General features: G+C 66.6%; 7 protein-coding genes and 1 pseudogene. 5 read left to right on the forward strand and 3 right to left on the reverse strand.

Translation table 11 applies throughout. The annotated features are described in order from the left end of the window. The 3 genes and pseudogenes from kdpC (at position 1) to QE410_RS15535 (ending at position 4217) form a co-directional block, all read left to right on the forward strand. Positions 1 to 585, forward strand: coding sequence for a potassium-transporting ATPase subunit KdpC (kdpC, locus tag QE410_RS15525; RefSeq protein WP_307333660.1), 585 nt, complete (start codon positions 1 to 3; stop codon positions 583 to 585). 245 nt (positions 586 to 830) lie between these two features. Beyond that, a pseudogene (locus QE410_RS15530) lies at positions 831 to 3312 on the forward strand (ATP-binding protein); the annotation flags it as partial. A 197-nt stretch (positions 3313 to 3509) separates the two neighbouring features. Then, positions 3510 to 4217 carry a response regulator gene (locus QE410_RS15535; protein ID WP_307333662.1) on the forward strand — a complete coding sequence of 236 codons (708 nt, stop codon included), beginning with the start codon at positions 3510 to 3512 and terminating at the stop codon, positions 4215 to 4217. Positions 4218 to 4351: 134 nt separating this feature from the next. Here QE410_RS15535 and QE410_RS15540 read toward each other — a convergent pair whose 3' ends face one another. Next, positions 4352 to 5764, reverse strand: coding sequence for a hypothetical protein (locus QE410_RS15540; RefSeq protein WP_307333664.1), 1413 nt, complete (start codon positions 5762 to 5764; stop codon positions 4352 to 4354). A 1139-nt stretch (positions 5765 to 6903) separates the two neighbouring features. On the opposite strand from QE410_RS15540, the gene QE410_RS17175 reads away from it, so the two are divergent. Next, on the forward strand, positions 6904 to 7290 hold the full coding sequence (locus tag QE410_RS17175) for a helix-turn-helix domain-containing protein (RefSeq protein ID WP_373459383.1): 387 nt from the start codon (positions 6904 to 6906) through the stop codon (positions 7288 to 7290). A 1337-nt stretch (positions 7291 to 8627) separates the two neighbouring features. Beyond that, positions 8628 to 9522 (forward strand): IS5 family transposase gene (locus QE410_RS15545; protein ID WP_307327282.1). Its coding sequence is split into 2 segments (ribosomal slippage): positions 8628 to 8978 and positions 8980 to 9522, totalling 894 coding nucleotides; the frame shifts between segments, so codons are not numbered across the junction. On the opposite strand, the gene QE410_RS15550 is transcribed toward QE410_RS15545, so the two are convergent. Both QE410_RS15550 and QE410_RS15555 read right to left on the reverse strand, forming a co-directional pair. Then, a complete protein-coding gene (locus tag QE410_RS15550) occupies positions 9519 to 11768 on the reverse strand; it encodes a trypsin-like serine protease (RefSeq protein WP_307333666.1) in 2250 nt (749 codons plus the stop codon). The genes QE410_RS15545 and QE410_RS15550 overlap by 4 nt on opposite strands. A 230-nt stretch (positions 11769 to 11998) precedes the next feature. Next, on the reverse strand, positions 11999 to 12718 hold the full coding sequence (locus QE410_RS15555) for an Ig-like domain-containing protein (RefSeq protein WP_307333668.1): 720 nt from the start codon (positions 12716 to 12718) through the stop codon (positions 11999 to 12001). Positions 12719 to 12796 lie beyond the last annotated feature (78 nt).

Here is a 12796-nt window from a genome sequence, read left to right on the forward strand (position 1 = left end):
ATGCGCACCACCCTGCGTACCGCCAGCGTCGCCGTTCGCGCGATGCTCGTCTGCACCGCCGTGCTCGGTGTCGGCTACATGCTGCTGATCACGGCGATCGGGCAGGTCGCCCTGCCGTTCCAGGCGAACGGGTCGCTCGTCCGCTCGGCCGACGGCACGGTCGTCGGCTCGCAGCTCATCGGGCAGTCGTTCCAGGATGCCGACGGCCAGGCGCTCCCGCAGTACTTCCAGTCGCGGCCTTCCGCCGCCGACTATGACTCCGCCGCCTCGACCGGCTCGAACCTGGGGCCCGAGAACGCCGACCTCGTGGCGTCGATCGCCTCGAACCGTTCCGCTTTCGAGGCGCTGAACGGCCCCGGCGCGATCCCCGCCGACGCCGTCACCGCCTCGGGCTCGGGGCTCGACCCCGACATCTCCGTCGCGAACGCCGAACACCAGGTCGCGCGCGTCGCCGAGGCTCGTGGCATCCCGGTGTCCGACGTGGAGGCGCTGGTCACGGAGCACACGCTCCCCCGCGATCTGGGCTACCTCGGCGACCCGCGCGTCAATGTGTTCGAGCTCAACCTCGCGCTCGACACGCTGTGAGCGACGAGAATCGCTGACATGCCCGTGTCGCCCCTCGCCGCCGTCGCACCCTCCGTGCGGCGGCGGCGGCGCCGAGTGCCGGAAGCGGCAACAGAGCCCGGGAGCCAGTTGATTGAGCTCACAGGCCAGGTGGCTGAGCCCGCAGGCCAGGTGGCTGAGCCTGTCGAAGCCACAGGAACCCTCTCGGCACCGGTCCCTTCGACAGGCTCAGGGACCTCCCGACGCACGAGTGCGGGGGCGGACGCGTGAAGCGCGGACGCCTCCGCGTGCTGCTCGGCGCGGCACCCGGTGTGGGCAAGACGTACGAGATGCTCGAGGAAGGGCGCCGCCTCCGCGACGAAGGGCACGACGTGGTCGTCGCCATCGTCGAGACGCACGGCCGCGCCGCCACCGCCGCCCAGGCCGAGGGGCTCGAGACCGTCCCCCGCCGCGCCGTGGCGCACCGCGGTGTCGCACTCGACGAGATGGATCTGGATGCCGTGCTCCAGCGGCATCCGCGAATCGCGCTCGTCGACGAGCTCGCGCACTCCAACGCGCCGGGCTCTCGCAACGACAAGCGCTGGCAAGACGTCGACGAGCTGCTCGCCGCGGGTATCGACGTGATCACGACCGTGAACGTGCAGCACATCGCCTCCCTCAACGACGTGGTCGAGAAGATCACGGGGGTCGTGCAGCGCGAGACGGTCCCGGATGCCGTGGTGCGCGCCGCCGACCAGATCGAGGTCGTCGATCTGGCGCCGCAGTCGCTGCGCGACAGGCTCGCGGCCGGCTCGGTGTACCCGGCGGAGCGGATCGACGCGGCGCTGTCGAACTACTTCCGTCTCGGCAACCTCACGGCGCTGCGCGAACTCGCGCTGCTGTGGCTGGCCGACGAGGTCGACTCCGCGCTGCAGCGGTACCGCTCGGAGCACGGCATCGAGGGGTCGTGGCAGGCGCGCGAGCGCGTGGTGGTGGCCCTCACCGGCGGCCCCGAGGGCGAGACGCTGCTGCGCCGGGGTGCGCGCATCGCCGCGCGCTCAGCCGGTGGCGAGCTGCTGGCCGTGCACGTGTCGACGCAAGACGGCCTGCGCCGCGGCTCGCCCGGCTCGCTGCACGAGCAGCGCGCTCTGGTCGAGACGCTCGGCGGCTCGTACCACCAGGTGGTCGGCGAAGACCCCGCGACCGCCCTGGTCGAGTTCGCCCGATCCGTCAACGCCTCGCAGCTGGTGATCGGCGTGAGCCGCCGGGGCCGTCTGGCCGCGGCCCTCACCGGACCCGGGCATCGGCGCGACCGTCATCCGCCTGTCGGGCGACATCGACGTGCACATCGTCAACCACGCCCGTGCCGGCGGACGTTTCACCCTGCCGCGCCTCACCGGCCCCGCGCTCAGCGCGAAGCGTCGCATCCTGGGTTTCGTCACCGCCCTCCTCGGCGGGCCCCTCATCTCCCTTCTGCTGCTGTCGACGGGCTCCGACGACTCCATCACCACCGATGTGCTCGCCTACCAGCTGCTCGTCGTGGTCGTGTCGCTGATCGGCGGCATCTGGCCGGCGATGTTCGCGGCGGTGCTGTCGGGGATCACGCTCGACTTCCTCTTCATCGAGCCGTTGTACACGGTGACCATCAGCGATCCCGTGCACGCGCTCGCGCTGGGGCTGTACGTGGTCATCGCCCTGCTCGTGAGCATCGTCGTCGACCAGGCCGCCCGTCGCGCCCGCGCCGCCCGCCGGGCCGCAGCCGAAGCCGAACTGCTCGCCACCGTCGCGGGCAGCGTCCTGCGGGGCGAGAGCGCCGTGCCCGCGCTGGTGAGTCGTGCCCGCGAGGCGTTCGGTCTCGCGGGGGTGCGGCTCGTGGCATCCGATGGGTCGACGCTCGCCACCGACGGCGAGCCGGTGCGCGACGGCCGGTCGACGGGTGTTCCCGTGGGCGTCGATCGCGCGGTGCTCGAGTTGCACGGGCGGGATCTCGATGCCGGCGAGCGCCGCCTCCTCGACGTCGTCGTCGCGCAGCTCGCCGCCGCCCTCGAACGCACCGATCTCGCCGAGACGGCCGCCGAGGCCGACGCCCTCGCCGAGACGGATCAGGTGCGAAGCGCCCTGCTGTCGGCCGTCAGCCACGATCTGCGCCGCCCGCTCGCCGCCGCCGTCGCCTCGCTCGGGGGTCTCCGCGCCGCGGGCGACAACCTCTCCGACGACGACCGCCGGGAGCTCCTCGAGACCGCCGACGAGAGCCTGGCGACCCTGTCGGTGCTGGTGACCGACCTGCTCGACGTGAGTCGTGTGCAGGCCGGGGTGCTCGCGGTGTCGCTGACGGAGGTGGATGCCGCCGGGGTCGTGCTCGCCGCCCTCGACCAACTCAAGCTGGGCCCGGATGCCGTCGAGCTCGCCCTCGACCCCGACCTGCCCGCGCTCCGCGCCGACCCGGTGCTGTTGCAGCGCGTGATCGTGAACGTGCTGACCAACGCCGACCGGTACACCCCCGATGGGCAGCGCGTGCGAATCGCGACGAGCCGACTGGGCGGCATCGCCGAGATTCGCGTGATCGACCACGGCCCCGGGATCGCCGCGGAGCGGCGCGACGACATGTTCTCGCCGTTCCAGCGCCTGGGCGACACCGACAACACCGCCGGTCTCGGCCTGGGCCTCGCGCTCTCGCGCGGCTTCGCCGAGGGCATGGGCGGCACGCTCACGCCGGAGGACACCCCCGGCGGCGGGCTCACGATGGTCGTGGCGTTGCCGGTGGCCGCCGACCGGCCCGCGGATGACCCCTACACGGTGAGCTCCGCCACGCCGACGACGCGGCTCGGGCGATCCGTGACCAACGACCGCTCGCCTGCGGCCCAGGGCGAGGGACCCGCGGCATCCGGCCCGCCCGCGTCCGGCGACCGCACCCCACCCGAGCCGGGCGGCGCGCCCGTGGCATCCCGATTCCGAGAGGACGCCCCGTGAAGATCCTGATCGCCGACGACGACCCGCAGCTCGTCCGCGCGCTGCGCATCACCCTCGCCGCGCACGGCTACGACGTGGTCGCCGCCGCTGACGGCGCCGCGGCCATCACCCTTGCGGCCCAGTCCCACCCAGACATCGTCTTGCTGGATCTCGGGATGCCGCACCTCGACGGGGTGCAGGTGATCGAGGCCCTACGTGGGTGGACGACCGCGCCGATCATCGTCGTCTCGGGTCGCACGGGGTCGGCCGACAAGGTGGAGGCCCTCGACGCGGGCGCCGACGACTACGTCACCAAACCGTTCCAGATCGACGAGCTGCTGGCCCGCCTGCGGGTGCACGGTCGGCGGTCGGTGCCCGCGAGCGGCGAGTCGGTCGTCCGCTTCGGCGACGTCGAGGTCGATCTGGCCGCCAAAGCGGTGTTGCGGGCGGGAACCCGCGTGCACCTCACTCCGACGGAGTGGCGGATGTTGGAGTTCCTCGCCCGCAACCCCGGCTCACTCGTGACGCGTCAGACGCTGCTCAAGGAGATCTGGGCGAGCGAACAGGTCGCCGACTCGGGCTACCTGCGCCTGTACATGTCGCAGCTGCGCAAGAAACTCGAGGCCGACCCTTCGAACCCGGTGCACCTGCTCACCGAGCAGGGGATGGGGTACCGGCTGCTCGTTCAAGCTGCCCCTCAACCAAGAACCACCGGTCCCACCTGAGCTTCGCCTCGTCGGTATGACACCCGACGCAAGGTCCGACCATGCTCTGGTTGGCTCTGCAAGTCCACACCCGGCGGTCCTTGCGATGAAGAAGCGGAAGGGTAATCAGTTGCGACCTCCCTCCCGCTTCTGAATCAGCAGGTCGTTGACGATTGCGTGTAGATCGCCAGCCCGCTCCCCGCTGCGATGGTCGGGGCATTCCCCGAAACGCGCGTCCAAGCTCCTGACTGCGTCGTCATCGTCCACACGTCGGAGTCGCTCGTTCGAGCAACGAGACGCATGTAACCACCCGAACTGGTCGTCACGACCACCTGGTTGAAAGTTCCCGGCTGCGAACTGCCGAAAACACTTCCCGTGGACGCGTCCAAGACGAGACCATTCCGGATGTACACCGCCAACCCATCCGCCGCAGCGATGCCCGTTGTCTCATTCGTGATCTTCACCCACTGCCCGGACTGCGACGTCATGCGCCACAAGAAATTATCCGACGTCAGACCGAGCAAATATTTGTATCCCGCTGCATCCGTCGTCACGACGGCGCGAGCAAATGTCCCCGGCTGAGAACTGCCGTAAGCAAGTCCCGTGGACGCATCCAAGACAAGACCATTCCGAATGTACACCGCCAACCCATCCGCCGCAGCGATGCCCGTAGTCTCATTCGTGATCTTCACCCACTGCCCGGACTGCGACGTCATCCGCCACAAGAAATTATCCGACGTCAGACCGAGCAAATATTTGTACCCCGCGGCATCCGTGGTCACGACAGCACGATAGATCGTCCCCGGCTGCGCGGTTCCGAATGCAGTGCCCGTAGAGGCGTCGAGAACCAGACCATTCCGGATATACACCGCCAGCCCATCCGCCGCAGCGATGCCCGTAGTCTCATTCGTGATCTTCACCCACTGCCCGGACTGCGACGTCATCCGCCACAAGAAATTATCCGACGTCAAACCCACCAGGTATTCGTAACCCGAGGCATCCTTGGTGATGGCAACGAGCGACAGCGTCGAGGGCTGGTTCGATCCGTAGACGCTCCCGCTCTCTACATTGAACACTGTGCCCCCAGCAGGCGACGCAGAAAGCGACGACGATACTGAGGCACCGTTGCTCACCGCGGAAATGGTACCGCTGCCCCCCTGCATCGGGATGTTAATGGCGGGCGCCGAGACAATTCCCGAAGACGATGTGACCCCTGAGTAGGTCGTGCCCGACCCTGCAAAGCTATATCCCGCTGAAAGCGTCAAAGTCACCGGGGCTCCGGCACTCGCCGCGCCGTTCTTCGATACTGTGACAGAAACTCCGGTGATGCTCGAACAACCGACTCCCGAATACCGCGCGCTGTTGAATTGCACGACGCTGCCCGAGGAAGCGAAGGCGGGAGTTGCAACGGCCATGGTGACCGCTGGGATGGCCCAGGCTGCTCCGGCTACGATAGTCCGCCGGCTCAGCACACCATCAGGGGATAGCGGTTCACCGCTGCCTCGAGCGTGAGCGTATCCTGCACGCGTCATGTCGTGATCGACATACTTCGGATCTTTGTCCTTCATGTTTTCCCTTTCGCTTTGTTCTCATGGCATTCGGGGTCGCGGTATGGCGCCAAGGATTGGATGCGCGGCAGCAGAAGACTGTCGCCCGCACTCCCGTGTGCCTCGCCCGACATCTGTTCGATGCTTGACGGCCGGCCTCCGGGGACGCAACGACGCAGGCGCCATCGGCGAGGGCAATGGGCTCATCGGCGTCGGCCTAGGGTCGCCGCACCGGTGACCACGCCGACGCGAGTCGCGAAACACTTGGGCTGCACAGCGGCGGGCTGAGCACACACAGTCAGTAGCGACGGCGCAATCTCGGCCGAACCGGATGAAGAACCCCATGCGGGCGGGTGGTTTCAGCGCCTCACAGTCTTAGGCGCGCTTGGCACCTTGAGAATTTTGAAGTGCTGATCACGCATGGGGTCTACCCCGAGCGGCGCACAACTCGGGAGAGAGGAAGACCGCCGATGGTCATTGGAGCTGCTTCCGGTGGCGCCGAGGCCTGGTCATGGAATCGCATCAAGCTGCATGGGCCAGAGGCTGCACAGTGGTTCAGCGGCTCTCTTTGGTCCGTTCACGACACGGCGCGCGCGGAACAGCACGTCTTCGTTGACGAGTTCACAACCCCGACACTGACTGTGCGGCGCATCTGGCATACACCCCTGCGCCTGACGCGAGTCCCCAACCTAGCTACGTCACCGGGCGACTCACCGCTATCGATCTGGATTCACGTCGATGGAGACCTTGCCATCTCCATGCCCACGAGAACGGAGTTCACTCTTACACCTGGCGCGGCCTTTTTTCACACGCATCCTGCGGCAGCTGTCGCGAATACTCGCCCAACCGCGCGGTTTGAGATCCTTCTATCTCGTACGACTAAGCGGGGTCATCAGGTGCCGAAGGTCGTGCCCCGCGGGGACTCGTCAGCATGGTCCGCACTCACCGGCGTTGTCAACGCCGTTTTGAACGCTCGCGTAGCACCCGAGATGCGCACGCTCGCGCTTTATGCTCACTGCATCGAGACACTCGCGGAGGCCTTATGGCTCGAATCGGCCCCGGCGCTTACCTCCCCGGAAAGCGATACTTTCATCCGCGCGCTGGAATTTATAGTTACGCACGCGTCGGACGCATCCTTCACCATCGAGACGTTGGCGCGGATGTTGGGGGTGACACGCTCTCACGTGTCGCGCCTGTTTCGGCAGCGCGGCACAACGGCCAGTCGCACTCTCAAGCGCGAACGCGTGCATCGAGCCCTCAACATGCTCGCAGTCGATCCGCCCCCAACCCTTCAAGAGGTCGCACGATCATGTGGCTTCTCGTCGATACGGCATCTCCGAGAATCTCTCCCTGACCATTCTCCCCAGGAGACAATGAAGCGCCTGCGTCGCGCGTCATCGGGACCAGTCGACGAACTGAGCCCACGCGCAACTGCCACCTCACCGAACGCGACCGGTTCCCGTAACCTTCAAGAGGGGTTAATCTCCAACGAAGAGCGCACACGAGCAGGGTTCCGCTCCCGCAAGTCGCTGCGGGCTCGCGGCTAGCAACACGCCGTCGGGTGGCGCTTGCAGCCGCCGGTGCCAAGGAGCCTCCCTCAAGAAGGGGCTCCCTTCACGGGATGGACACCCCATTGTCCCGAGCTGGAACCGACACGTTCACTTCGGACGCTCTCACGGGTTTTCGACTAACGGACCGTGCGAACGTCGACTCCGCGCCAGGCGACCCGCGCTATCGGGACGCCACGGAAGGCCCAGACTGTTCCTCAGCGGGCGTATTCGATCCGTCGAGGACGGCGAGCACATCGGCGCGAGCCGCGCGAATCCACCGATACGGGTGGAGGTCGAAGGCCGTATGAATTCGGACGAGCGTGTCCAGGGTGGGGTTGACCCACGCCGCGTGCGTGAATCGAGCGCGCTCGATACGCCCGAATGCCGGAGCGGCGATACCGGCGGCATGTGCGGCCTCTTCTTGGCTATATCCCAAACTTTGGCGCGCCTGGTGAACATGGAATCCGAAGCTCCTCGATAGTCGAGCACAAAGTAAGTCGTTGTCGGATCCGGATAAGGGTCGAGTCAAGGCTGCCCCGATGATATGCATAAGACGAGTTCTTCTACTCTAGTGGAGCAGTCGAAGTCGACCCAGATCATATAAGTACTGCTCAGAGACTGGCCTCGCATCTCAACACACTCGCCCCTTTCGGAACGGACCACCTAGCCTAAGTCGGAGCGGGAGGACCTTGCTGCCAGAGCAACGGAGGCGCTCAGCTCTCTCTATTCTGGTCGGACTGCGAGAAGAAGTCGATAACAGCGGCCTCGTCGTGCAACGCAAACGTCAAGCCGTCGACTTTCAGAGCGAAAGTCGATCCATCGGCGGGCACCAGCCGCGCTGAGCGCAACCCCGGTCTCACCTCCCACCCGGAGCCGCGACGCCGGCGCCGCCACCCCCGAGCCCGCAGAAATTCGTCGAGAAGTGGCGCCTGTCCGTTGTCATCTGCCTCAGTCACGCGTGCATATTAGCGAGCACACTTTGCAATCGAATTTCATATCGGGCACCATCTTGCGACGGTGCGGAGGATTGACCCAGTAACGAGAACTGATACCGCATGACCGTTTACAGGTCCGTCACCCGTCAGAACATACACACATGCGATAATCAAAGTTCCATGCGGTGGTTCCGTATTTGGATAACGCATCTTCCGCCAACGCGTCGTCACAAGACGGAGTGACTTTGTCCTTCTGCCGTCTTGAACCCCGAGAGGGCAGCCCGCATAAGATCCTCAGCGTCCTGCCGGACGGCGTGACGCCCGGCAGGACGCTGAAGACTGCGCACGAACTAGGGCGTGTCTCCCAAATGGGTGGGGTGAGTCGGTGATGCTAGAGACGTGTCGCGGTTCCAGTTGCTTTCGGATACTCAGTGGGATCTGATCAGCGGGTTCTTGCCCGGTCCGACCGGCCGTAAGGGCCGCCCCTTCTCGGACGCGCGAACGATGGTCGAGGCGATCGCGTATCGCTATCGGACAGGGATCGCGTGGCGGGATCTGCCGGAGGTGTTCGGCCCGTGGCAGACGGTGTGGAAGTGGCACCGTCGGATGGCCGGCGATGGAACCTGGGATCGTGTCCACGCGGCGCTGCTGGCTCGCGCCGACGCGACCGGCAAGCTCGATTGGTCCGTGTCGGTGGACTCCACGATCGCTCGCGCCCATCAGCACGCGACGAACATCACCCGGGTCACGGGGGGCTTCGTCGAACTACAACAATCCGCTGATCGAGCCGCCTGATCACGGGTTCGGCCGCTCCCGAGGCGGACTCTCCACCAAGCTCCACCACCTGGTCGACGGTCGCGGCCTGCCACTGGTGATCGCGGTCACGCCGGGCCAGTCCGGGGACTCGCCCATGCTGATCCCGTTGCTGCAGCAGCTGCGCGTCGCCCGCCCGATCGGTCGCCCCCGCACCCGACCCGACCGGCTCCGAGGCGACAAGGCGTACTCGTCCCGGGCAATCCGACAGCACCTGCGTGACCGCAGCATCCAGGCCGTCATCCCGCAGCCATCGGATCAGATCGGCCACCGCGTCCGACGCGGCTCACACGGCGGACGACCCATCACCTACGACCGCGACGACTACCGAAACCGCAACGTCATCGAACGCCGCTTCGCCACCCTCAAACAATGGCGAGGCCTCGCCACCCGCTACGACAAACTCGCCACCGTCTACCGCTCAGCAGCCGTCCTCAACGCCGTCATCGCCTGGACCCGCCATTTAGGAGACACGCCCTAGGGGGCGATGTACAGCACGCCCAGTCCGTCAGTTGACGCAACGAACGTGCGGGCCCGACCGGGCAGTGGAACCCAGTTCGACGTACCGATCTGAAGCCGGTACATGTTGCCGCCCACCCCTTGGGCGTAGATGAAGTCCTTGCCGTCGTCGGTCGTCGCCAGGCTCACATTCACGGGCCGGTCGCCGTTCGGGAGGGGCGCCTGCCGCCCGCCGAAGGTGACGTAGATGTCGTTCTGGTCGGTGTACGCCGCGCCCGCTCCCTTCCGAACCGACACCGAGATCTTGCTCGCGGCCCGGCCCGACGGTTGCGGTTGCCAGGCACCGAAGGCAGACTCCCCCGACTTCAATTGCGATTTGTACGCCCTGCCGTCGTCGCCCGTGACGTAGGCGAACTCGTGCGTCTGCCGAGACAGCGTGAGCGTCGCGACCTTCACACCCGCCGGGAGGGCCGGCAGAGCGATCTGCTGCCCCTTCGGCGTCTCGTATCGAACACCGGAGGTCGTGGCGTACAGCACGCCGCCGTCGGTCTCCTCGGAGGCCGTGAGATCGTAGGCCCCCTCCCCGGCGAGCTGCCAGGTCGACCCGTCCTTCTCCCTGAGCTTGTAGACCCGGGAGTCGGTCCCGAGGGCGTAGACGATGTTGCCCGCGTCGGTGCTGACGAAATCCATCTTCACGATGCGCGCGTTTCGAGGGAGCTTGCCGAAATCGTACCCCGTCTGAGTCCCGTAGCTCGCGAAGATCGACGTGCCATCGGTGTAGATGATTCCTCCCGCCGTTCTCGAAACGACGATGTCGGAGATGCGATCGCCGCCCAGCTGCTGCCAGGCGCCGAAGGTCTTGTCGTTACCGTGCAGCACCGATTTGTAGACGTGTCCGTCACCTGCGAGCACGTATGCGAACTGATTGCCTCCTTGCGACCCCAGCTGCACGTCGACCACCCTCAGCCCGGACGGCAAAGCGGGCAACGCGGTGTGGACGGTGGGAGACGAGTATGACAACGGAGGGCTCAGGGGCCCCGTGGCGCCCGGCGTGCTCTTCGTCCAAGTCGAACTCGACGCCTGCAACGTCTTCGCCAGAGCCGGCATCGTCGCGCCGTCGGTCGTGACTTTGATGACCCAGGCGTCGGCCTCCTTACCGAGCGAAAGCGGGCTCTCGCGCTCCGCCGTCAGCGCGGCTCCGCCGTCGACGGCACGAATGTTGCCGCTCGGAAACCCGTCGGCGGTGGTTCCGATCTGAGAGAAGAAGAACTTCTGCTCGATGCGATTGGCGTCGCACGCGGTGTTCACGAGCTTCGTCTCGGGGACGACCTGGTCGAGCGCGACGGTGAGATCTTGCTTGCGGACGAGACACCTCCCGGCCCGATCGACGATCTGGAAGGCGTTGAGCGTGTCGAACCGCAGGGAGTACGGACCGGGCTCGTTCGCGGAGAGAGCGGGCTTCGCCGCGTCGGTCGACACGAACCAGCGATCCGAATTGGTTCGAAGGCTCACCCGGTCTTGTTGCGACGTGGCGGTGAGAGCCGACAGGTTACCGACGGATGCCGAGGTGGTCTTCGCAGCCCACTCCAGAACCTCCTGCGAGATCAGGGCGGAATCGACGAGGTTGTCGTCACTGCGGAAGGAGGTCAGTCCGACGATGCCCCCGAATTGCATCAGGGGGCCACCCGAATCCCCCGGGAGCGCCTGACCGTTCACCGACGACGTGACGACCTTCGTCGCCCAGGGATGCAGTCGGTAGTCGTACCAGCCCGTGTAAGCCCCCACCCGGTCGTGGTAGATCTCCGAGAGGGCGAGGCGCCCGACACGCTCCACCGACACCGTCGCCGACCGAAGGCGGTCTGCCTCGGAGCCGTTCGCCATGAACCCGTAGCCGAAGACCTGCGCGGGCCCCTGAGCACTGTAGGGGTTCAACTTGCCGTACGCCGCCACCGACGATGTCGGCACGGGACTGCTGAGTTTCATCAGCGCGATGTCTTCATCTGGGTAAGTGACCACCTGCGACACCCGTCCGATGGCCTCGACCTGGCCGGCGCGCAGCGCGCGTGTCACGGTGTAGGCGGCTCCGTCGGCACTGCAGTGCTTCGCGGTGAGCACCCACGACGCGTTGATGAGGCTTCCGGTGCACACCCGACCGCTTCCGGGGTTGATGTCGATCTTCACCACCCATGGAAGTGCGGGCGTCTGTGCATCGCCGTTCTCGATGGCGTGCGCCGGAGCCGCCAACGCGGCTGCCGCAGCCAGAGTCACCGCTATCGCTGTCGTTCCGAACCTGAGAGTTCTGCGCCTCATCATGTCTCCTCGTTCCGTGAAGGGGGGCGCGCGAAAACCTAGGGGCACCCCGACGGAAGGTCGGCGTACGGGCACACGGGTTCACGCGTCCTCGTGGCGAATTCACCCAGGCCGCCAGAACGGGCGACACTTGCAATAGGAATCGGAGTCGGCGCGGTGCAGCAGACACCGCGAAGCGTCGTTCGATCTCAGCTGTAGCGCGTCAACCACTGATAGGTGACGGTCTTCGTCGTCGCCCATGCGGCATCCGTCACCGTCACATCGGAGGCCTGCGGCTGGCTTCGGCGCGGTGGCGTGAAGGTGGCGCTCACCCGACCATCCGAGCCGGTGATCCCGGACGACGGCGAGAACACCAAGCCGCCGTCGGGTGAGCTGAAGCCGATCGACCGCCCGGACACCGGCGCGCCATTGACGGTCACCTCGGCCGTCGCGGTCGACGTGCTTCCGCCCGTTCCGACCCCCGGGTTGAAGGAGAGCTGCAGCGTGGGTGCACCGTAGGTCAAAGTCGCGGTGCCGGATGCGGCACCCGCTGACCCCGACGAGGTCGCCGTGATGACGGCACTGCCGTCGTTCGAGGCTGTGACGGTCGCTTCCGAGGAATACTCGCCGGCCCCGTTGGTCGTTCCGTTCGGGCCGGACAGGGAGACGTCGGCCGGCGCCGACAGGGAGATCGCCTGACCCGGCTGCGCGTTGCCCTGACCGTCGAGAACCCGCACGACGATGGTCGTGGAGTCGCCGGTGCGCACGGCCGACGGGGTCAACATCACGGTCACCGCCGCGCCCGAAGTGGCGAGCGCGGGAGACGCCGTCACCGCGACGATGGCCGGGACGGCGAGAAGGCCAGAGCCGACGGCCGAGCGTCGCGAGAGCGAGAGAGGGGCATTCAACGTGGGAGAGGGAACGGACATGTGAAAGGGCCTCCGACAGTGAGCTGTCGGCCTCCGGTCGCCGACCATCTCACGGTGCCGTGTCGCGAGGGCATCACA

This window comes from Microbacterium sp. SORGH_AS_1204 (assembly GCF_030818935.1).
GTDB lineage: Bacteria > Actinomycetota > Actinomycetes > Actinomycetales > Microbacteriaceae > Microbacterium.